Below are 21191 nucleotides of genomic sequence, written 5' to 3'. Positions count from 1 at the left end.
AGCCGGAGCCGGTCCAGCGCTGGAGTTCCAGCACCAGCTGGGCGCCGTCGGGGGCCGCCCCGCGCTGGGGTGGGGGCTCCGCGGTCAGCGGAGCAGGGCGTTCAGCTCGCCGTACGAGGTGGCGGGGGTGAGGGCGGTGTAGGTGCCGCCGGTCAGCGCCTCGGTGGCGGCGCGGCGGACCAGGCCGTACGCGGCCTCGGCCAGCGACGAGCCGAGGCTGACCCGGGCCACGCCCAGCTCGGCCAGGGTGGCCACGGCGGGTGCGCCCGGGCCGGCGAGCACGTTCACCGGTCCGTCCACCCCGGACACCAGCGCGGCGATGCTCTCCACGTCGACCACCCCCGGCACGAAGACGCCGTCCGCGCCGGCCGCCAGGAACGCCTCGGCCCGGCGCAGGGTCTCGGCGAGTCGCTGCGCCGGTTCGCCGACCGCCCGCAGGTGGGTGTCGATCCGGGCGTTGACGAAGAGCGCCACCCCGGCGGCCTCGGCGGCCCGGCGGGCGGCGGCGATCCGGGCGCACTGCTCCGACGTGGGGCGCAGCCGGGTCGGGTCGTCCGGGTCGGCGTCCTCGATGTTGATGCCCACCACGCCGGCGGCCAGCACCTCGGTGACGGTCCGGGCCACGCCGGCCGGGTCGGGGGCGTACCCGTCCTCGATGTCGGCGGTGACCGGCACCGTCACCGCCGCGGCGATCCGGGCCAGCGGCGCGAGCGCCCGGCTGCGGTCCAGCGCCCCGCCGTCGGCGACGCCCAGGGCCCAGGCGACGCCGGCGCTGGTGGTGGCCACCGCCGGGGCCCCGCACTCCTCGACCAGGCGGGCGCTGGCCACGTCCCACGCGTTGGGCAGGACGAGCGGCGTACCGGGCCGGTGCAGGGCGCGCAGGCGAGCGGCCTGCTGCTGTGGTGTCGTCATGCCACCAAGTGCACCAGCGGGGCGCGTCGGCGTCCGGCGGCTTTCGGACCTCACCCGCGCCGCTCAGGGCAGCGCGGCGACCGCGTCGGCGTACGCCACGCCGGTGGCGACCGCCGCGTCGATGAGGACGCCCAGCTGGGCCGGGGCCACGCCGTGCTCCAGGTCGGTGGTCACGTCCCCGGCCAGCACCAGCTCGCCCTCGCCCAGGTCGTGCACGTACGCCTTGGGCAGCAGCCGGTCGTGGTTCCAGCCGTTGCAGAACTCGTACGCCTCGGTCAGCCGGGACGCGGGCAGCCGCCGGGCGGCCACCACCCGGGCGTGCAGGATCTCGCCGTGCTGCCCCACCTGCCGGAACTGGATCACCGCCTCGTGCCAGCGCCCGACCACCACCGGACCGGCGTCCACGACGTAGACGTCGCCCCGGCGGTCCAGGGCGGCGATGATCATCGACAGGCTCAGCGGGGCCAGCTCGTCGGCCGCCGGGGCGAACGGCGTGTCGTCCGCCGCCGGGTCCTCGCCGGTCTCCTCGGGCAGCGGCACCGGGTTGGCCGGCGGCCGCTCCGCCAGCCAGGAGGCCATCCGGCCGGACTGGTGACCGGTGCCGTTGCGTGCGTCGAAGCTGCCGGCCAGCCCGGTCGCCAGCGTCAGCAGGTCGGTGCCGAGGGTCTCCACGTCCACCTCGGCCGCCGCCCGGCTGCCGTGCGCCGGCCGGCGCACCCGCCGCCCGGCCGGCCCCGCCTCGGCGGCGAGGACGCAGACCAGCGCCCCGGCGGCGGCGAACTCCATCGCGGACAGGTCGTCGTACGGCTGGTCCAGCTGGTGCAGCTGCTCGGCCAGGATGTCCAGCCCCCGGCCCGGGTGCCCGGCCAGCGCGCAGAAGCGCAGGTGCGCGGCGAGGTACGGGAAGGCGCCCCGCTCCCGCCGGTGCCGCCGGTACGCCCGCAGGTGCGCCTGCCCGGCCCGCTCCGCCTCCCCGCTGCGCAGCCAGGGCAGCAGCGCCACGGCCAGGGCCCGCTCCGGCGAGTCGGTGCAGTCCACCGCACCGTCGAGGACGGGACGCAACGTCTCCAGCGCCGCCGCGTCGTCGCCCCAGCCGGCGAGCAGTTCCGCCCGGCGGACCGGCAGGCAGCCGGGACAGCCGGCGGTCGGGTCGGGTTCGGCCGCGCACCAGTCGTCGTACCGGCGGCGGGCGGTCGGTTCGTCGCCGAGGTGGTCGGCGAGCCGGCAGCGCAGCTGGGCGACGAGCGCGGTCGGCTCGCCGGCCCGCCGGGCCAGGTCGTCGAGGAGGGCGCGGGCCTGGTCCAGGCCGATCCGCGGGGTGCCGATCGCTGCCTCGACCGCGTGCCGCTGGTGGCGGCGCAGCAGCTCGGCGTCGCCGGGGCGCTCCGTCAGCAGGTCCGGCGCCCGGTCCACGGCGGCCAGGCAGCGCCGTACCGGCTCGGCCAGCCGCCACCGCTCCCCGTGCAGCAGGTACGCCTCGACCAGCGCGAACCGGGCGTCCAGGGCGGAGTGCGCGTCGCCCAGCGCGTCGGCGCGGGCGGCGATCCGGTCCAGCTCGGCGAAGCGGGCCTCGCCGTCGGGCATGTCCCGGGCGTCGGCCAGCGCCGCGACCAGCTCCGGGACGCGGGGGGTCAGCCCGCGCCGGAGGTGCTCGCCCCGGCCGGTCACCGGATCGCCCCGGGGAGCTGGGCGACGGCGGCGGCCAGCTGGCAGCCGGTGGAGATGCCGCAGTCGACGAGCTGGTCGAGCTGGTGCGGGGTGACCCCCCGTTCCAGGTCGGTGATCACCTCGCCGCAGACCCGGGCCACCCCCTCGTCGTCGACGTGCACGAACGCCTTGGGCCAGAGCCGGTCGTGGTTCCACGAGTTGCAGAAGGCGTAGAGGGTCGGGACGTACTCGATGCCGAAGGTCGGCGCGGCCATGGTGCGGACCTGGAGCAGCTCGCCGGCCTCGCCGGGGCGCAGGAACCAGATCAGGTTGTCGTCCCAGCGCCCGACCAGGTCGCCGTCGGCGTCAGCGGAGAAGGCGTACCCGCGGTTGGCGAGCACGGCGGCGATCAGCTCGCCGGTCAACGGCCGCAGGGCCTGCGGGTGCCCGGCCAGGGGGTCGTCCGGACCGTCCTCGAAAGCAGGCGACGCCATCGGGCATCCCTTCCTGAGGCGAATAACACGTCTGTGGGCGTGGTCCGTGCTGCGACGCGCGGACACGACCCGGAAAAGCGGCGATCTCCCGGGTCACGCCGTTACGGTGACTGTATGGCGGGCCGTACCTCTCAGGCGAGCCGGCGACGCGGCGCGTCGCCGCGCGGTACCACGAACAGCCGTGCCCGCCAGCCGGCGAAGAAGGCCACCCGGTCTCCGGCCCGGCGGCGGCCGGCGGCCCGGCCGGGTCCGGCGGTCTACGTCGGACGCGCGGTCGGTGCACTGTGGATGGGCCTGGCGCACGGCGTGGGCTGGGCGGTCCGCGCGGCCGGGCGGCAGGCCGCCTCGGCCCGGGACCTCGATCCGGAGCACCGCCGCGACGGCGCCGGGCTGCTGCTGTTCGGGCTGGCCATCCTCAGCGGGGTGGGGATCTGGTTCTCCGGGGCCGGCCCGCTCGGCGCCCGGCTCGCCGACACCGTGCGGCTCTTCCTGGGCGCGATCGCGATAGTGGTCCCGGTGCTGCTGATGATCGGCGCCTGGCGGCTGATGCGGACCCCCGCCGACCCCGAGCACCGCGGCCGTGGCCTGGTGGGCTGGGGCTCGATGCTGGTGGCCACGGCGGCGATGCTGCACATCGGACAGGACCCGGTCGACCCGGTGCAGCGCGACTACGCCGGCGGGCTGATCGGCGCCGGCGTCGGCGACCTGCTGGAGGCGGGGGTCACCGCCTGGGTCGCGGTGCCGCTGCTGATCCTGCTGCTCGTCTTCGGGCTGCTGGTGGTCACCGCGACCCCGATCAACAAGATCCCCGAGCGGCTCGGCCTGCTCGCCGGCACGCTGGTCGCGCCGCCGGCCGACCCGGAGGCGGAGGAGGACCCGGCGGCGAAGCCGGCCCGCCGCCGCCCGGCGAAGCGGACCGCGCCGCCGCCGCTGGACCCGGACGACTTCGACGAGGGCGAGGGCGGGGTCGACCTGCAGGACACCATCGTGCTGCCCCGCAAGCCGAAGGTGCCGGCCAGCCGCAAGCCGGCCGAGCCGCCGGAGCACTCGCCCGCGCCCACCCGGGCCGAGCAGCTCGCGCTCACCGGGCTGGCCGGCGACTACACGCTGCCGCCGGCGAACATGCTCAGCAGCGGCGCCGCGCCGAAGACCCGGAGCAAGGCCAACGACGAGGTGATCGCGGCGCTGACCGGCGTCTTCGAGCAGTTCGACGTGGACGCCGCGGTGACCGGGTTCACCCGCGGCCCGACGGTCACCCGCTACGAGGTCGAGCTCGGGCACGGGGTCAAGGTCGAGCGGATCACCCAGCTTTCCCGCAACATCGCGTACGCGGTGAAGTCGCCGGACGTGCGCATCCTCAGCCCGATCCCGGGCAAGAGCGCGGTCGGCGTGGAGATCCCGAACACCGACCCGGAGAACGTCGCCCTCGGTGACGTGCTCCGCTCGCGGGCCGCCACCAGCGACCACCACCCGATGGTGGTGGCGCTCGGCAAGGACATCGAGGGCGGCTACGTGGTGGCCAACCTGGCCAAGATGCCGCACATCCTGATCGCCGGCGCGACCGGCGCGGGCAAGTCGTCCTGCCTGAACTCGCTGCTGGTGTCGATCCTCACCCGGGCCACCCCGGACGAGGTACGGCTGCTGCTGATCGACCCGAAGCGGGTCGAGATGACCGGGTACGAGGGCATCCCGCACCTGGTCACGCCGATCGTGACCAACGCGAAGAAGGCGGCCGACTCGCTGGAGTGGGTCGTCCGCGAGATGGACATGCGCTACGACGACCTCGCCGCCAACGGGGTCCGGCACATCGACGACTTCAACCGCAAGGTGCGCAACGGCGAGATCAAGGCCCCGCCGGGCAGCGAGCGGGAGATGCGGCCGTACCCGTACCTGCTGGTGATCGTCGACGAGCTGGCCGACCTGATGATGGTCGCCCCGCGCGACGTGGAGGACTCGGTCGTCCGGATCACCCAGCTGGCCCGCGCGGCCGGCATCCACCTGGTGCTGGCCACCCAGCGCCCCTCGGTCGACGTGGTCACCGGCCTGATCAAGGCGAACGTGCCGTCCCGGCTGGCCTTCGCCACCTCCTCGCTGGCCGACTCGCGGGTCATCCTCGACCAGCCGGGCGCGGAGAAGCTGCTCGGCCGCGGCGACGGGCTCTTCCTGCCGATGGGCGCCTCGAAGCCGGTGCGGATCCAGGGCGCCTGGGTGACCGAGCGCGAGATCGCCGACGTGGTGAAGTTCTGCAAGGACCAGCGCGAGCCGGAGTTCCGCCCGGACGTGCTGGCCCCCGCGCAGGACAGCAAGAAGAAGATCGACGAGGACATCGGCGACGACCTGGACCTGCTGGTCCAGGCGGTCGAGCTGGTGGTCACCTCGCAGTTCGGCTCGACCTCGATGCTCCAGCGCAAGCTGCGGGTTGGCTTCGCCAAGGCGGGCCGGCTGATGGACCTGATGGAGACCCGGGGCGTGGTCGGCCCGTCCGAGGGCTCCAAGGCCCGCGACGTCCTGGTCAAGCCGGACGAGCTGGAGGAGGTCCTGGTCGGCCTGCGCGGCGATCAGGACTGAGCCCCCTTGGCACGACGAGGCCCGCCGGATACCCGGCGGGCCTCGGTGCGCAGGTGGCAGGTCAGTTGTTCATGATGGCGGCGACGAGGGCGACGCCGATGACGGCCCCCACGACGCTCGCGGCGGCGGCGTACCAGCCGAGCGGCTTGTCGCCCAGCACCGCGCCGACGATGCCGAGCACCAGGCCGGCGAGGCCGAAGATCACCGGCGCCACGAAGATGGCGACGACGGCGAAGACGAAGGCCAGGATCGTGCAGATCCGGGCGGCGTTGCTGCGCGGGCGGGCGGTCGCGTGCATGTCGGCCATGACGTCCTCCGAGGTGAGAGCCGCTGTGGGTGTCCGGCCGATCTCTACCCACTCCGGCCTCGGGCTACGCATCCGGGTCGATACCCCCCGCCGGGCCGGCCGGGGTCAGTGGAAGAGCTTGAGCCCCACCACGCCGGCGACCACCAGCAGCAGGCAGGCGATCCGGGCGAGACTGGCCGACTCGCCGAGGGCCACCATCCCGTACACGGCGGTGCCGGCCGCGCCGATGCCGACCCAGATCGCGTAGCCGGTGCCGACCGGGATCTCGCGCAGCGCGTACGCCAGCCCCAGCATGCTGAGCACCAGGGTCACCACGAAGACGACGGAGGGGAGGGGCCGGCTGAAACCGGCGCTGCGGTCGAGCGACACCGCCCACGCGGTCTCCAGCAGGCCGGAGAGCACCAGCACGATCCAGGCCACGGGTCATCACCTCGGTACAGCGGGCCCCGGGCCCTCGCGGCCGGGACGAGTCGGTCTGTCTGTCGCGGGGCGTCTTGGCCTGACCGGGTACGCCCACCACTCGTCCGGGGCGGCCGGGGCCGCCGTCGCCGACGCTAACACCGCCCGATACGGGCGGGGCGTGATCCGGCACACCACGGGTTGAGCTGAAGCTGACTTCAGGTTGCACGATGGCGGGCATGACGCTGCTCTTCACCGACCGGGAGGTCGCCGCCGCCCTGGACGCCCCCGCGACCGTCGCGGCGATGCGGGACGCGCTGCTGGCCGCCCACGCCGGCCGGCTCGTCGCCCCGCCCCGGACGGCCGCCCCGCTCGGCGGCGGGCGGCTGGTGCTCACCGCCGGCCACCTCACCGGCGAGTGGTACGGCTTCCGCTCGTACGACACCTTCGGGTTGGCGGAGTCCGAGCAGCTCGTGGTGCTGCACGACGGGCGTACCGGGGCGGTGCGGGCGGTGGCGGTCGGCGAGGAGCTGGGCTCCCGGCGTACCGGCGGGCTGGGTGGGGTCGCGGTGGACGCGCTGGCCCGGCCGGACGCGGCGACCCTCGGGGTGATCGGCTCCGGGCGGCAGGCGTGGACGCAGGTCTGGGCCGTCGCGGCGGTGCGTCCGCTGCGCGAGGTGACGGTGCACAGCCGTTCGGCCGCCCGCCGGGGCGCGTTCGCCGCCCGGGTCCGCGCCGAGCTGGGCGTACCGGCCCGCGCGGTGGACTCGGCCGGGGCGGCGGTCCGGGACCGCGACGTGGTGGTGCTCGCCACCACCAGTACGACGCCGGTGCTCGACGCCGCCGACCTCGCCCCGGGCGCCCACGTCAACGCGGTCGGCTTCAAGCAGGCCGACCGGCACGAGTTCGGCACCGACCTGCTGGACGCCGCCGACGTGCTGGTCACCGACTCGCCGGCCCAGGCGGGCGCGTACTCCCCGCCGATGCTCGCCGCCGTCGAGCCGTACGCGGGACGGCTGCGCGACCTGGGCGCGGTGCTGGCGGGGGCGGTCCCCGGCCGGACCGGCGCGGACCAGGTCTCGGTCTTCTGCTCCACCGGCCTGGCCGGCACGGAGGTCTTCCTCCTCGACCGGCTGGTGCGGGTGGGCGCGGCGACCGTCTGACCGGACGGCGGTGTGAGCCGTCCGATGGGCGGCGCGGGCGTTACCGGGCCGTGCCGCGCCGCCCGGTACCCTCGGATGGTGTCTGCCACCTCCCCCTCCCACGCCGCCGACGGCCGCCGCGTCGCCCTGCTGACCCTGGGCTGTGCCCGCAACGAGGTCGACTCGGAGGAGCTGGCCGCCCGGCTGCACGCCGACGGCTGGCAGGTCACCACCGACGGCGAGGGCGCCGACGTGGTGGTCGTGAACACCTGCGGCTTCGTGGAGAAGGCCAAGCAGGACTCCATCCAGACCCTGCTCGCCGCCGCCGACACCGGCGCCAAGGTGGTCGCGGCCGGCTGCATGGCCGAGCGGTACGGGCGTGAGCTGGCCGACAGCCTCCCCGAGGCGCAGGCGGTGCTCAGCTTCGACGACTACCCCGAGATCTCCGCCCGGCTGAACGCGGTCGTCGCCGGCGAGGCGGTCGCCGCGCACACCCCACGCGACCGGCGCGAGCTGCTGCCGCTCACCCCGGTCTCCCGCCGGGACAGCGCCGTCTCGCTGCCCGGGCACGGCACGCCCACCCGGGCCGTCACCGAGACCGACGAGCACACCCCGGCGCACCTGCGCCAAGTGCTGCGCCGCCGGCTCGACACCGGCCCGGTCGCCTCGTTGAAGCTGGCCAGCGGCTGTGACCGGCGCTGCGCCTTCTGCGCCATCCCCGCCTTCCGCGGCGCCTTCGTCTCGCGTACGCCGGACGAGCTGCTCGCCGAGGCGGAGTGGCTGGCCAAGACCGGCGTCCGCGAGCTGGTGCTGGTCAGCGAGAACTCCACCTCGTACGGCAAGGACCTGGGCGACCCCCGGGCACTGGAGAAGCTGCTGCCGCAGCTCGCCGCGATCGACGGCATCGTCCGGGTCCGGGCGAGCTACCTCCAGCCCGCCGAGACCCGGCCCGGCCTGGTCGAGGCGATCGCCACCACGCCCGGCGTGGCGCCCTACTTCGACCTGTCCTTCCAGCACTCCAGCGAGCCGGTGCTGCGCCGGATGCGCCGGTTCGGCTCCACCGACCGGTTCCTGGAGCTGCTGGCGAGCGCCCGCGCCCTGGCGCCGGAGGCCGGCGCGCGGAGCAACTTCATCGTCGGCTTCCCCGGCGAGACCCGCGCCGACGTCGACGAGCTGGTCCGGTTCCTGACCGAGGCCCGCCTCGACGCGATCGGCATGTTCGACTACAGCGACGAGGACGGCACCGAGGCCGCCGGGCTGCCCGGCAAGGTCTCCGCCGCCACCGTCAAGCGCCGGTACGACCGGCTCAGCGCGCTCGCCGACGAGCTCTGCTCGCAGCGGGCCGAGGAGCGGCTCGGCTCGACCGTGGAGGTGCTGGTCGACTCGGTCGACGGCGGCGTGGTCGAGGGGCGGGCGGCCCACCAGGCGCCCGAGGTCGACGGCTCGACCACCCTGGTCGCGCCGGTCGGCGGCGGGGTCGACCTGGCCGCGCTGCGCCCGGGCGATCTGGTCCGCGCCACGGTCACCGCGACCGAGGGTGTCGACCTGATCGCCGTGCCGGATGAGATGATCTCGGCGGCGCCCGGCGCGGAACGGTGACGGCGCGCTCGGAGGAAGCGGGGGAGCCACGTGGTGCGGTGCCTGGTACGCCACGGCGGCGGAAGCGGGGGGCGACCGTGACCGGTGCGACGGAGTCGGCGCCGGTGGTCGCCCGGGTGCCGGTGGTCAACGCGGCCAACGCGCTGACCGCCCTGCGGCTGGTGCTGGTGCCGGTCTTCGCGGTCTCGGTGATCGTCTCCGGGACGACCCGCGCCGGCTGGCAGATGGCCGCCTGCCTGATCTTCGCGGTCGCCTCGGCGACCGACCTGGTCGACGGCTGGATCGCCCGCCGGTTCAAGCTGGTCACCTCGGTCGGCAAGGTCGCCGACCCGATCGCCGACAAGGCGCTGACCGGCGCCGCCCTGGTGCTGCTCTCCTGGTACGACCGGCTGCCCTGGTGGGTGACGGCGGTGATCCTGGTACGGGAGTGGGGCGTCACCGCGCTGCGCTTCTGGGTGATCCGGCGCGGGGTGATCGCGGCCAGCCGGGGCGGCAAGATCAAGACGGCGCTGCAGATCCTCGCGATCACCTGGTACCTCTGGCCGATGCCGGCCGCCCTCGCCGCCGTCGGCCCGTGGATCATGGCGGCGGCCGTGGTGGTCACCGTGGTCACCGGTTTCGACTACGTCGCCCAGGCGCTGCGCCTGCGCCGCCCCGCCCGCTGACCGGAGCCCTGCCGACCCCTGGTCGCCGGGGCGCGCTCCGGCGTGTCGGCGCAACAGCGCCGTGACCGGCGCCGCCGGGCGCAGGATGAGTAGGCGTCGGCAGGCGGGGAAGGGAAGCAGGGCATGGGGACGGATGCGAACAACGAGCGGCCCGCCGGGAGCCCGGCGGCGGCCGTGGTGCACAGCCTGCACGAGCGGCACGAGACGCTGGGCTGCGTCGAGTCCCTCACCGGCGGGCTGCTCTCCGCCGCGATCGTGGAGATCGCCGGGGTCAGCGGGGTCTACCGGGGCGGCCTGGTCACGTACGCCACCGAGCTGAAGTCGGAGCTGGCCGGCGTGCCGGCGGACCTGCTCGCCGAGCGCGGGCCGGTCGACCCCGACGTGGCGCGGGCGCTCGCCGACGGCGGGCGGCGGCGCTGCGGGGCGGACTGGGGGCTGGCCACCACCGGCGTGGCCGGGCCGGAGCCGCAGGACGGCAAGCCGGTCGGGCTGGTCTACGTCGCGGCGGCCGGGCCTACCGGCACCGTCGTCCGTGAGCTGGACCTCGACGGTGGCCGGGACCACATCCGCGCGGCGGCGGTGATCGAGGCGCTGCGCCTGCTGGCCGAGCAGATCCAGGCGGCCGGCGAGGGGACCGGGGCCGGCGCCGACGACGACGCCACCGCCCGCCCGGCCGGGCGGCGGTGACGAGTGATCGGATTTGACGGGCGGGGTGGGATGTCGCGGGGGCGGGCAACGGGTACGGTTGCGGGAAGGCTCCGGCGCGCGACGCCGGCGACGGCGCGGGGGACCGCGTCCGGCGCGGGCGGGCGCCCGGGGGAGAGGGATTCCCGTCAGGGGGAGGTGCGATGGTCCTGCTACGACGCGTGATCGGCGACGCTCTGCGGGCGCGCCGACAGGGTCAGCACCGCACCCTGCGTGAGGTCTCGACCGCTGCCAACGTCAGCCTCGGCTACCTGTCCGAGATCGAACGCGGCCAGAAGGAGCCCTCCAGCGAGCTGCTGGCCGCGATCTGCGACGCCCTCGGCGCCCGCCTGTCCGAGCTGCTGCGCGAGGTCAGCGACACGGTCGCCCTCGCCGAGCAGCTGCCGGGCGTGCTGGTGCCGATGCAGGACGAGCCGGCCCAGCCGGCGCCGGCCCCGGTGGCCGTGCGCAAGGCCACCAACCGGGGCGTCCGCCAGGTCACCTCCGACGGCAAGGTGGCCGTCTCGGTCCGCCAGGACTCGCCGCTGAAGGCCACCCTGCGCAGCACCCGGGTCCGCCCCGCCGAGCGGGACGTGGTCTGCGCCGCCTGATCGCCCGCCCTCCGCGCCACATGGCCGGGCTCGCGCCCGCCGCGTAGGGTTGATCGCAGGCCGTACGGCGCTCCCGCGGTACGGACGTCCCGCTGGCGTCCGGCTGCGACGATGGGAGGACGCGGCCGACCGGTCGGCCCGGTCCGGCTCCGGTCGAGGCGCAGCGACGCTACTGAGGGGATACCGCGGAGATGGCGAACCCGTTCGTCAAGGGCTGGCACTACCTGATGGCGCTCTTCGGTTCCAAGATCGACGAGCACGCCGACCCGAAGGTGCAGATCCAGCAGGCCATCGAGGAGGCGCAGCGCCAGCACCAGGCGCTGGTCCAGCAGGCGGCCGCGGTGATCGGCAACCAGCGCCAGCTGGAGATGAAGCTCTCCCGGCAGATGTCCGAGGTCGAACGGCTCCAGGGCAACGCCCGGCAGGCGCTGGTCCTCGCCGACCAGGCCCGCGCCCGGGGCGACGAGACCGAGGCCGGCCGTTACGAGCAGTCCGCCCAGGTGCTGGCCACCCAGTTGGTCTCCGCCGAGCAGGCCACCGAGGACCTGAAGACCCTGCACGACCAGGCGCTCGGCGCGGCCGCCCAGGCCCGCCGGGCGGTCGAGAACAACTCGATGATCCTCCAGCAGAAGCTCGCCGAGCGCACCAAGCTGCTCAGCCAGCTGGAGCAGGCCAAGATGCAGGAGAGCGTGGCCCGCTCGCTGGAGTCGATGTCCGCGGTCACCGCCCCCGGCAACACTCCCTCGCTGGACGAGGTGCGCGACCGCATCGAGCGCCGCTACGCCAACGCGATGGGCCGCGCGGAGCTGGCCGGCAACTCCGTCGAGGGACGGATGCTGGAGATCCAGAAGTCGACGCTGGACAGCGCCGGGTCGTCCCGGCTGGAGCAGATCCGCGCGAGCATGGCCGGTGACCAGCTGGGCAAGCAGGAGCAGCCGGCCGTGCAGCAGCAGAACCAGCCGGCTGTCCCGGCGGCCGACCCGGCAGCCGCCGCGCGGCTCGACGAGATCCGCGCGAGCATGACCCGCGACCGCGGCACGGGGGATACCACCGCCGCCGGCTGAGCGGACGGTACGAGGAGGTACGGGTGGCGGACGAGCGAGCACGACACTTCCGTCGGTTGCGCCGGTTGCGGAGTTCCGCCCGGCGGTGGAGCGTCCTGGCCGGTGGGCTCGGCGGCGCGGCGGCCGTGCTGACCCCGTACGCCGGGCTCGGGCTGCCCGACGCGGCCTGGGCCGGCGCGGCGGGCAGCGCGGTGGCGCTGGCCGCCTGGCGCTGGGTCGACCTGCGCGCCCTCGCGGCCCGGCCCGCACCGCCCGCCCTCGACCCGGCCGAGGCCGCCGCCCGGTCCCGGGCCCGGCTGGTCGCCGCCGTGGAGCGCCTTCCCGTCGGCCCGGGCGTGCTGGCCGAGGTACGCCGGGTCCGCTCCCGGCTGGCGCTGCGCGGCACCACCGCAGGCCCGGCGTGGGCCCGGCTGGACCGGGCCGCTCTCACCCTCGCCGGCATGGCGCCCCGGCTGACCGGGCTGGCCGAGCCGGCGGTGCTGGAGGCCGCCGCGGCCGACCGCTCGCTGCGTGACCTGGCCGGCCGGGTGGCGAGCGTGGAACGGGCCCTCAAACTGGCCCCGCCGGAGGCCCGGTCCCGTCTCGGCGAGGCACACCGCACGCTGGTCGGCCAGCTCGACAGCGGGGTGGCCGCGTACGAGGGCCTGGTCGTCGCGGCGGCCGGCTACGTGGCCGAGGACGCCCGCCCCAGCACCGAGCACCCGGCCGCCTCGCGGCTGACCGAGGCGACCGACCTGCTGCACGGCGTGGCCTCGGCGCTGGCCGAGCTGCGCGCCGTCGGCGATCCGCTGCGCACCCCGACCCGCTGACCGGCCCGCCCGGCGCACCGCTGCCCGGGCGGCTCAGTCCGGCGTGGTGACCGGGACCGGCCCGGTGAACGGCGAGCTGCCGACCACGTTGAACGAGCGGATCCGGTAGTGGTAGGTGACGCCCCGGGCCAGCCCGGTGTTCGTGAAGCCCCGGCCGGTCACGGTGAAGGTGGCCACCTCCCGGGTGAACGACGGGTCCAGCGCCCGCTGCACGGTGCAGCCCGCGCCCGGCCCGCTCGGCGTACCCGCCGCCCAGTTCAGCACCACCGTCGCCGTGTCCGGCGCGGGGGCGCTCGGGGTGGCGGTCACCCCGGTCGGCGCCGCCGGCGCCGGTGGGGTGGTCACCGTGGCCACCGTCGACCACGGGGAGGCCGCCCCCAGGTACGTGGTGCGGACCCGGTAGTAGTACGTGGTGTCCGGGGCCACCGCCGGGTCGACGTGGTTGTCCGCCACCGCGATCGCCGTGGTGGCCGGTCCGCTGGTGAAGGTCGGGTTGGTGGCCCGCTGCACGTCGATCCCGGTGGCGAAGGAGCGGTTCGCCCAGCGCAGCGCGATCCGCAGCGGAGCGGCCGGCGGCACGGCCGCGGCGAGACCGGTCGGCGCGCTGAGCCGCACCGATGCGGGGACGCTGTTGGACCAGGCCGAGCAGCTCACCGCGTTCTCCGCCCGGATCCGGTAGTGGTAGGTGACGCCGGGGGTGACCGTCGCGTCGGTGTACCGGGTGGCGGTGGCCGCCACGGTGATCGTGGTCAGCCCCTCGGTGAAGGCCGTATCGGTGGCCCGCTGCAGCAGGTGACTGGTGGCCGGTGGGCGGCTGCCGTTGCCGGTCCAGGCCAGGGCGATCGCCGGCAGCGCGGTCGCCGAGCCGGGCACCGGCGTGGCGGTGAGCCCGCTCGGCCCCCGGGGCGCGACCCGCAGCACCAGCGGGCGGCTCATCCCCAGGTCGCGCTGGCCGGCCGCGCCGCTGGACCAGCGGTACTCCCAGCCCAGGTTGACCAGTTGGTTGACCACCGTCGCCGGGCGCCCGTCGAGCGGGCTGACTCCGGTGCTGCCCACCCGGGCGCCGGCCGGCCGGGTCGGGTCGAGCAGCCGTACGCTGTCGCCGATCTTGAACGGCAGCGGGGGCACCACCGGCCGCAGCGCCACCACCACGTCCTCGGCGGGGTTGACCCGGATCGTCTCCTTCCAGCCCAGCTCGCCGCCGTCCGGGGAGCGGACGGTGCCGTCCCGGCCGACCCGGTTGACCAGTTGCACGTCGCAGCCGCTGATCCGCACCGTGTGGGTCTGCCGGTCGGTCCCGCTGATCCGCCACACCCGGGTACCGTCGGCCGCCGCGCCCGGCGGCCCGTCCGGGTCGGCGGCCACCAGCACCTCGGTCGCCGGATCGGCCGGGCCCAGCGGCAGGGACGCCGGGCCGAGCGGGCCCGCGTGCGGGTGACCGACGCCGAGCCGCCCGGCCTGCCGCCCGTGCCCCGGCTCGAAGACCTGCCCGACCGTCTTCACCTCGATCGGCAGGGTCACCGGGGCGGTGGCGCCGGTCGGGGTGAAGCTGATCGTGGTGGCGTGCGCCGGCACCTGCGTCCGGCCGGCGGTGCGGGTGCCGAACGCCGCGTCGTACTCCGGTTGCGGCACGATCGGCGGTCGCTGGCCGGCCGCGTACGCCCCGGGCAGCCGCTCCACCAGCCGGCCGAGGTCGTACGGCTCGGCCGGGGTGCCGGCCACCCGGAACTGGAGCAGGGTGCGGGTGTTCGGGCCGTACCCGGGGCGGGTGCCGGCGACGCCTCCCTCGGCGGCGCGGTCCGGGGCGTCGGTGTGGTGGTCGTAGCGGGGGTCGAAGCAGGGCAGCGGGGCCGGGGCGTCGTTGTAGAGGATCAGCGTGCCGCCGGGCGCGACAGTGGAGAAGTCGACGACCACGTCGGCTCGTTCGCCCGGCGCGAGCAGCAGCGCGTGCCCGTCCACGTTGAGCACCGTCGGGTCGCGCCGGTCGTAGCGGTAGCCGATCGGCCGGTTCGGCACCACCACCGGCGCGGGGAGCAGGCCGGCCTCGTTGCCGATCCGGATCATGCGCGGTCCCGCCGCCCGGGGATCGGGCACGCCCCCCTCGCGCCCGTCGGTGGGCCAGTCGGCCGGCCGGCCCGAGGCGCGCATCGCCTCCACCATCGGCACCTCGCCGGCCCCGGCGTCGGCCAGCGCCCCGTCCGGATGCCACATCGCCGCGTCGGAGCGGGCCCGGTAGAGCGCCAGGTTGAGGCTGCGGTCGGCGCAAGCGTTGAGGATCCGGAACCGGTACGCCTTCGGCTGCACCGTCAGGTACGGGTACGCGACGCCGTTGACCAGCGCGGTGTCCCCGTACGCCTCGGGCACCGCGCCCGGGTGCGGCAGCCCCGGCGCCCGGGGCGGCTCCTCCGGGGCGGCGACCGGGTCGTGGTGCGGGTTGTCCACCGGGCCGACCCAGAGCGGGTCGCCGCCGCCCGGCGCGGGCACCCACGGGCCGTAGTCCCAGCGGCCGGTCGGGTTGCGCCCCGACGGGACGTACGGGTTCTGCCGGGGCTGGTAGACGTGCGGGTGCCAGAGGTTGCCCCGGGTGCCCCACCGATCCCGGTCCCAGGTCGGGTCCTCAGCGGCGAGCTGGGCGTCGTCGGGGACGAAGGTCTTGTCCTGGATCACCAGCGGGAGCTGCTCGGCCGGGAGCACGCCGTCGGCCACCAGCCGCTCCTCGGCGGGGTCGACGAGCAGGTAGGGCGCCAGCTGCCCGGAGTAGACGGTCAGCCGGGACATCCCCAGGGTGTTGTCGTGCAGCCACATCAGCCGGCCGCTCTGCTCGTTCGGGAAGTAGAGCGTGGTGGCACCCAGGCCGGGGTGCGGCATGTCCGGCACGTGGCTCAGTCCCGGCCCGTTCGGGTACGGGGTGATCTCACCCGCCGGGGTCACCCACTGCCACGGGTTCCCGGCGCTGGTCCAGCCGGTGTGCGCGCCGGCCAGGTGCGGCACCGCCCGGTTCTGCGGGTACGGCGCCGGCCCGTCCAGCGGCCCGATGCCGGTCCCGTCCAGGGTGGTGTCGACGGGCAGGAAGAGCTCGCCCGCCCGGCCGGTGGGCAGCTGGTTGATGAACTTGACCCGCACCGGCCGCCCGCGCCGCGCGACGATCATCGGCCCCAGGTGGTACGGCCGCTCCGGCGGGGCGACGGTGTTGTGCCCGTCGAGGTCGGTGCCGAGGTTGAGCTGCCGGTAGCCGCGCAGCCGGGTGGTGGGCAGGTCCCGATGCAGCCGCTGGGTGTACTCGCAGAGCCCGATCTCGTAGTAGTCGCAGCCCGGGTAGCTGATCGTGTCCGGCACCGCGACGGGCAGGTGCGCGCCGAGCCCGTTGCGCCCGAGCGGGCCCGGCAGCGGCAGCGCGTCGACGAACTTGCGGATGCCGGTGCCGGGCACCACCCGCCCGCGGTCGTCGAGCGCCGGCAGCGGGCTGTGCGCGAAGTTGGGCACCGGGCCGAAGCAGCGCGGGACGGCGGCCGGGTCCAGGCTGGCCGGCGCCGGCCCGGCCGCGTCGGGGGTACGCGCCGCCGGCACCGTGGGCCCGCCGGCGCGGTCGGCGCGGACCGGCCAGCTGGAGCGCAGTCTGCGGAACAGGGCCATGGCTCTCCCCGGGGCCTGGGGGCGCGGTGGCCGCCACCTCGACGTGGCGGGTGGTCGCGCCCGGCAGTGACGAGCGGTGAGCACTCAACCGCAGCATGCGACCTCGGCGGCCGGATAGGAACTACCCAATCGTCCCAATCCGGTACGTGTCCCGTCGCCCGGGCGTGTCGGTCACGGCTGCGCCGGCTCGGGTGCGGGCTGGCACACCGGGCACCAGTAGGTGACCCGCTCGCCCAGCTCCTCCTTGCGGATGGCGGTGCCGCAACGCCGGCAGGGCTGGGCCCGCCGGCCGTAGACGTAGCTGGTCCCGCCCCGGTGCAACGAGCCGGTGGTGCTCTGCGTCCAGCGGCCCCGGTTGGCCGCCAGCAGCCGCTGGGCCAGGGCCACCGTGCCGGCCAGGTCGGGCACCGCGCCGACCGGCGTCCACGGCGAGACGCCGCGCAGGAAGAGCACCTCGCACTTGTAGAGGTTGCCGACCCCGGCGAGGTTGCGCTGGTCCAGCAGCGCCTCGCCGATGGTGGACTCCGGATGCGCGGCGAGGCGGCGGACCGCCTCGGCCGCGTCCCAGTCCGGGCCGAGCAGGTCGGGCCCGAGGTGCCCCACCAGGGACTCCTCCTCGGCCGTCGGCAGCAGCGCCAGCTCGTGCAGGTGGTAGCCGACGGCCACCGCGGGCGTGCTGCGCAGCACCACCCGGATCAGGTGCGCGGGCCGCGCGGCCCAGCGTTCCCCGGGGGCGTACGCCCGCCAGGCGCCGTCCATCCGCAGGTGCGAGTGCAGCGTCCAGTGCCGCACGTCCGACGCCGCCTCGGGCGCGGCCAGGCGGAGCAGCAGGTGCTTGCCCCGGCTGGCCGACTCGCGCACCGTCCACCCGGTCAGGTCGGTGGTGGCCAGCTGCGGCACCCGGAAGTCGCTGCCGGTCAGGGTGGCGCCGGCCAGCGCCCGGTGCAGGACGCGGGCGGTGTTCCAGACGGTGTCGCCTTCGGGCACCCCACCATCCTCCCTCGTCCGAGTGAAATTCGCATGTGTCGCTATTTGTACCTTGCTTCCCCTTGATCTCCTGACAACGCAGTATCAGGGGGTTCTGAGGAGAATGCCATGAGCTGTACCCCGCGTCCTGTTCCCTCCACCCTGCTCGCCGGCGTGCTGACCGCAGCCGTCGCCGCGAGCCTCCTACCGGCCCCCGCGCTCGCCGCGCCGCGGGCCGTACCCGCCCCGTCCACCGCCACCGCCCCCGAGGCCGAGCGCTGGTCCGCCGAACTCACCGTCGCCGGTGGCGACGACGTCAACGTCCGGGTCAGCGCCGGCCGGCTCCGGCTCGCCGACACCCGGCCGGCGGCCCGCACCCGCCCGGCCGCCGCCGGCGGGCCGGTCGCCGAAGGCACCCTGCTCACCACGGCGCGCACCCTGGCCCGCCCGGCCACCCGGATCCGCGCCGAGGTCGCCGCCGACGTGGCCCGGGGCGGTGCGGTGCAGGCCCAGGTGCGCGGCTGGCGCAGCGCCGGCTGGACCGAGTGGCGGGAGGCCACCGGCGCCGGCGCCGTCTTCGACGGGCCGGTCACCCGGGTCCAGACCCGCGTGCTGCTCAGCGCCCGCAACCCGCGCGCCACCGCCTCGGTACGCGCCGTCGGCCTCACCGCCGACACCGTCCTGGCCGTCTCGGCGGCCACCCCCGGCCTGGTCTTCCGGGTCTACGCCACCCGGGTGGGACTGGTCGGCGAGCAGACCGCCAACGGGCGGATCATCCGGCCCCGGGACCACTTCGTGGCGCTGCCCAGCCGGCGCGGCCTCGCCCCGCTCAACAGCGGCGACTACACCGTGCGGGTCTGCACCACCAGCGGCAGCCGCTGCGAGTACGCCCCGGTCTGGGACGTCGGGCCGTGGAACACCCGGGACGACTACTGGAACCCCAGCGCCGTCCGGGAGAACTGGAAGGACCTGCCGCAGGGGCGGCCGCAGGCGCAGGCGGCGTACCAGTCGGGCTACAACGGCGGGCGGGACCAGTTCGGCCGTACCGTGCTCAACCCGGCCGGCATCGACCTGGCCGACGGCACCTTCGCCGACGGGCTGCTGCTGACCGACAACGCCTGGGTCGACGTGGCGTACCTGTGGACCGGCGGGGGACCCCGCGGCGTGGTCGGCGACGGGCCGCTCAACGTCCGCACCGGCCCCGGCACCGGGTACGGCGTGCGCGGGCTCGCCGCCACCTACGCCCACGTGCCGATCCAGTGCTACGTCGTCGGGCAGACGGTCACCGGGCCGTACCGCACCACCAGCCGCTGGAACCGGCTGGCCGGCGGCCAGTACGTCAGCCACGCGTACATCTCCGCCGTCTACGGCGGGACGGTGCCGCGCTGCTGAGCGCAGGGGTGGACCGGCGGGGTGCGGGACGCCTCGCCGGTCCGGCGGCCCCGGTGCCGCCCGGTCAGGTCGGTCAGGGCCGCTCGTCGGGGCGGGCGGCGCGGACCATGTCCTGATAGCGCGGGTGACTGGCGCCGTAGACGGCGAAGTTCAGCCGGGCGTGGGTGAGGCTGAGGTCACCGTTCGGGCCGCCGCGTACCACGTCGGCGTCCGCGTCGGCCTGGCCGTCGTCCGTCCAGAAGCAGACCGGGCAGGTGCCCCCACCGGTCCGCGAACCGCAGCAGGGACAGGCAACCGGTACCCAGAGCTCACCCACGCCGAGCAGCATTCCACACCGGACCGTACGGCGGCAGGGTCAGTGTCCCCCGTGGCCGGCCCGCTGCCCGTTGCCCCCGTCATGCTCACTGCGCACCGTGACCAGATCGCCCGGCGCCACCCCGAGCAGGTCCGCCGCCCGCCCGCCGTTCACCGCCACCGCCGGCAGACCGGCGGAGTCGGCGAAGAGCACCAGCGCGCCGGTCGCGGCGTCGCCGAAGGTCCGCCCGCGTACGGCGGGCCGCCCGGCGACCCGCACCGCCTCGGGCAGGGCGGGCAGCAGGTCGGCGCCGGCGGCGAGCTGGACGTTGCCGAAGTGGTCGACGGTGAGCACCTCGGCGGTGAACCCGTCGGCGTCCCGGCGCAGCACCGGCTCGGGCAGCCGGACCAGGGTGGCCGGGTCGACCGGCGGCCCGGCGTCGGCCGGCGGGGCGCCGAGGGCGAGCCGGGCGGCGACCGGCGCGAAGACGTCCCGGCCGTGGAAGGTGCGGGACACCTGCGGGGCCAGCCACTCCGGGTTGGTCAGCTCCACCGCGGCGGTGACCCCGCCCAGGGCGGTGGCGGCGGGCGGCAGCAGGCCGTTGTCCGGCCCGACCAGCAGCCCGCCCGGGGTGATCAGCGCGACGCCCCGCCGGGTCGTGCCGACGCCCGGGTCGACCACCGCCACGTGCACCCCGTGCGGCAGGGACGGCACCGTCTGGGCCAGCACCACCGACCCGCGGCGGACGTCACCGGCCGGCACCAGGTGGGTCACGTCGACGACCCGCACCGCCGGGGCGATCCGGGCGATCACCCCGTGGCAGGCGGCCACGAACCCGTCGGCGAGGCCGTAGTCGGTGGTCAGCGAGATCCAGGCGGTCGGGGCCATGGGGAGGAGGCTAGCCGGTGCGGGGGCGGCGCTGACCGGAGAACGCCGCTCGGCCGACCGGCCGGTGCCGCTCCGTCACCGCATTCGGCAGACTGCCGGGGTGACGAAACGCGTTCGTGTCCTGCCGGCCGCCGTGACGATCCTGCTCGCCCTCGGGCTCTCCGCCTGCGGCAGCGACCCCGAGCCCGGGGATCCCTCCTGGGCGGACGGTTCGCCGAAGGCCGTCGCCCCCAGCGAGGCGCCGCCGCCGGAGGAACCGACCGGCCCGGCGAACGGCAAGGCACCCAAGACCCCGTCGGAGAGCCCGTCCACTCCGGCCTTCCGGATGCCGACGAAGGCCGCCGGCACCCCCGGAGCCCGGAAGGTCGTCGACGCGTTCACGGCGGCCGGTCTGAAGGTGAGCAACGTGCGTAACCGGACGGTCGACTGTGGACCGAACGGCGCCGGCATCGGCTGCGCGGAGCTGCTGACCACCGACGCGGTGAAGGTGTACGTCTTCCCCACCGAGGCGAACGCGACCAACCAGATGGACATCTGGGGCGCCGACGCCTACCGCAAGGGCGCCGTGGTGCTGAGCTACCTCGGCACGAAGACCGGCGCGGCCGAGCGCAAGCGGTACAACGACGTCCTCGCCAAGCTGGGCTGACCGGCCGCGGCCCCGGCCCCGCCCGGGCGTCAGCCGCGCAGCCGCAGCCCGCGCGGGGTGGCCCGGAAACCGGCGGCGGTGAGCGCGTCGCGCAGCGGCGAGGAGCCCACCGCCTCCCCGTCGGCCCGCTCCACCGACATCGCCCCCAGCGCGCCGGAGTGCACCGCGTCGGCGAGCGCCTTGCCGGCCGCGGCGAGCGCCTCGGCGTCGTCGGTGAACGACAGGATCGTCCGGCCGCCCCGCTCGACGTAGAGCACCAGATCCCCGTCGACCAGCACCACCAGCGCGCCGGCCTTGCGGCCGGCCCGGTGCCCGGTCGCCGGGGCGGCCCCGTCCCCGGAGTCCACCACCCGTTCCGGCCAGGGCAGCGCGGCCCCGTACGGGTTGGCCGGGTCGGTGGCGGCGAGCACCAGCGTCGGCCCGCCCCGGCGCAGACGGGCGGCTGGCAGTCGCTCGCCGCCGGGCGCAAC

Annotated in this window: 20 protein-coding genes and 1 riboswitch; of the genes, 10 read left to right on the top strand and 10 right to left on the bottom strand. The window is 75.9% G+C overall.

The features are described 5' to 3' along the window. Positions 1 to 84: 84 nt before the first annotated feature. The 3 genes from ACSNN7_RS24365 to ACSNN7_RS24355 all read right to left on the bottom strand — a co-directional run bounded on the left by ACSNN7_RS24365 (position 85) and on the right by ACSNN7_RS24355 (position 3053). On the bottom strand, positions 85 to 912 hold the full coding sequence (locus ACSNN7_RS24365; RefSeq protein ID WP_436683260.1) for an isocitrate lyase/PEP mutase family protein: 828 nt from the start codon (positions 910 to 912) through the stop codon (positions 85 to 87). Positions 913 to 975: 63 nt separating this feature from the next. Then, complete coding sequence (locus ACSNN7_RS24360) at positions 976 to 2496, bottom strand: YbjN domain-containing protein (protein WP_436683262.1); 1521 nt, start codon at positions 2494 to 2496, stop codon at positions 976 to 978. Positions 2497 to 2576: 80 nt separating this feature from the next. Next, on the bottom strand, positions 2577 to 3053 hold the full coding sequence (locus ACSNN7_RS24355; RefSeq protein WP_436683259.1) for a YbjN domain-containing protein: 477 nt from the start codon (positions 3051 to 3053) through the stop codon (positions 2577 to 2579). 114 nt (positions 3054 to 3167) lie between these two features. Here ACSNN7_RS24355 and ACSNN7_RS24350 point away from each other — a divergent pair, with 114 nt between their 5' ends. Continuing rightward, positions 3168 to 5621 carry a DNA translocase FtsK 4TM domain-containing protein gene (locus tag ACSNN7_RS24350; RefSeq protein ID WP_436683258.1) on the top strand — a complete coding sequence of 818 codons (2454 nt, stop codon included), beginning with the start codon at positions 3168 to 3170 and terminating at the stop codon, positions 5619 to 5621. Between the two features lie 61 nt (positions 5622 to 5682). On the opposite strand, the gene ACSNN7_RS24345 is transcribed toward ACSNN7_RS24350, so the two are convergent. After that, on the bottom strand, positions 5683 to 5928 hold the full coding sequence (locus tag ACSNN7_RS24345; protein WP_436683257.1) for a hypothetical protein: 246 nt from the start codon (positions 5926 to 5928) through the stop codon (positions 5683 to 5685). Between the two features lie 105 nt (positions 5929 to 6033). Next, positions 6034 to 6348, bottom strand: coding sequence for a DMT family transporter (locus ACSNN7_RS24340; RefSeq protein ID WP_436683256.1), 315 nt, complete (start codon positions 6346 to 6348; stop codon positions 6034 to 6036). 64 nt (positions 6349 to 6412) lie between these two features. Then, a riboswitch (guanidine-III (ykkC-III) riboswitch) is annotated at positions 6413 to 6475 on the bottom strand. A gap of 91 nt (positions 6476 to 6566) precedes the next feature. On the opposite strand from ACSNN7_RS24340, the gene ACSNN7_RS24335 reads away from it, so the two are divergent. The 7 genes from ACSNN7_RS24335 (at position 6567) to pspM (ending at position 12901) form a co-directional block, all read left to right on the top strand. Further along, positions 6567 to 7490 carry an ornithine cyclodeaminase family protein gene (locus ACSNN7_RS24335; protein WP_436683261.1) on the top strand — a complete coding sequence of 308 codons (924 nt, stop codon included), beginning with the start codon at positions 6567 to 6569 and terminating at the stop codon, positions 7488 to 7490. Positions 7491 to 7565: 75 nt separating this feature from the next. Beyond that, positions 7566 to 9068 carry a 30S ribosomal protein S12 methylthiotransferase RimO gene (gene rimO / locus ACSNN7_RS24330; protein WP_436683255.1) on the top strand — a complete coding sequence of 501 codons (1503 nt, stop codon included), beginning with the start codon at positions 7566 to 7568 and terminating at the stop codon, positions 9066 to 9068. Between the two features lie 77 nt (positions 9069 to 9145). Then, positions 9146 to 9733: a CDP-diacylglycerol--glycerol-3-phosphate 3-phosphatidyltransferase gene (pgsA, locus tag ACSNN7_RS24325; RefSeq protein ID WP_436683254.1), complete on the top strand. Its 588-nt coding sequence runs from the start codon at positions 9146 to 9148 to the stop codon at positions 9731 to 9733. 123 nt (positions 9734 to 9856) lie between these two features. After that, positions 9857 to 10420 carry a CinA family protein gene (locus ACSNN7_RS24320; protein ID WP_436683253.1) on the top strand — a complete coding sequence of 188 codons (564 nt, stop codon included), beginning with the start codon at positions 9857 to 9859 and terminating at the stop codon, positions 10418 to 10420. A 161-nt stretch (positions 10421 to 10581) separates the two neighbouring features. Next, positions 10582 to 11028 carry a helix-turn-helix domain-containing protein gene (locus tag ACSNN7_RS24315; protein WP_436683252.1) on the top strand — a complete coding sequence of 149 codons (447 nt, stop codon included), beginning with the start codon at positions 10582 to 10584 and terminating at the stop codon, positions 11026 to 11028. Between the two features lie 191 nt (positions 11029 to 11219). Continuing rightward, a complete protein-coding gene (locus ACSNN7_RS24310; protein ID WP_436683251.1) occupies positions 11220 to 12092 on the top strand; it encodes a PspA/IM30 family protein in 873 nt (290 codons plus the stop codon). A gap of 23 nt (positions 12093 to 12115) precedes the next feature. Beyond that, positions 12116 to 12901, top strand: a complete 786-nt coding sequence (gene pspM, locus ACSNN7_RS24305) for a phage shock envelope stress response protein PspM (protein ID WP_436683250.1) — start codon at positions 12116 to 12118, stop codon at positions 12899 to 12901. Between the two features lie 33 nt (positions 12902 to 12934). On the opposite strand, the gene ACSNN7_RS24300 is transcribed toward pspM, so the two are convergent. Then, positions 12935 to 16534: a hypothetical protein gene (locus ACSNN7_RS24300; protein ID WP_436683249.1), complete on the bottom strand. Its 3600-nt coding sequence runs from the start codon at positions 16532 to 16534 to the stop codon at positions 12935 to 12937. Positions 16535 to 16705: 171 nt separating this feature from the next. Then, positions 16706 to 17521, bottom strand: a complete 816-nt coding sequence (locus ACSNN7_RS24295; protein WP_436683248.1) for a DNA-formamidopyrimidine glycosylase family protein — start codon at positions 17519 to 17521, stop codon at positions 16706 to 16708. 108 nt (positions 17522 to 17629) lie between these two features. Here ACSNN7_RS24295 and ACSNN7_RS24290 point away from each other — a divergent pair, with 108 nt between their 5' ends. After that, a complete protein-coding gene (locus ACSNN7_RS24290) occupies positions 17630 to 18892 on the top strand; it encodes a hypothetical protein (RefSeq protein ID WP_436683247.1) in 1263 nt (420 codons plus the stop codon). Between the two features lie 73 nt (positions 18893 to 18965). Here ACSNN7_RS24290 and ACSNN7_RS24285 read toward each other — a convergent pair whose 3' ends face one another. Both ACSNN7_RS24285 and ACSNN7_RS24280 read right to left on the bottom strand, forming a co-directional pair. Further along, positions 18966 to 19208: a CPCC family cysteine-rich protein gene (locus tag ACSNN7_RS24285; RefSeq protein ID WP_436683246.1), complete on the bottom strand. Its 243-nt coding sequence runs from the start codon at positions 19206 to 19208 to the stop codon at positions 18966 to 18968. 39 nt (positions 19209 to 19247) lie between these two features. Further along, positions 19248 to 20075, bottom strand: coding sequence for an SAM hydrolase/SAM-dependent halogenase family protein (locus ACSNN7_RS24280; RefSeq protein WP_436683245.1), 828 nt, complete (start codon positions 20073 to 20075; stop codon positions 19248 to 19250). A 100-nt stretch (positions 20076 to 20175) separates the two neighbouring features. Between ACSNN7_RS24280 and ACSNN7_RS24275 the strand changes: the two genes are divergently transcribed. Beyond that, entirely contained in the window at positions 20176 to 20721 is a 546-nt protein-coding gene (locus tag ACSNN7_RS24275) for a hypothetical protein (RefSeq protein ID WP_436683244.1), read from the top strand. Positions 20722 to 20750: 29 nt separating this feature from the next. Here the strand turns inward: ACSNN7_RS24275 and ACSNN7_RS24270 are convergent. Continuing rightward, positions 20751 to 21191 (bottom strand): hypothetical protein (locus tag ACSNN7_RS24270; protein ID WP_436683243.1); only part of this gene is annotated, 441 nt, incomplete at its 5' end.

Origin of the sequence: Micromonospora sp. URMC 105, assembly GCF_051386295.1 — a bacterium.
GTDB lineage: Bacteria > Actinomycetota > Actinomycetes > Mycobacteriales > Micromonosporaceae > Micromonospora.
The sequence above is the reverse complement of the archived record's forward strand: the minus strand, read 5'-3'. Positions and strand labels throughout refer to the sequence as shown.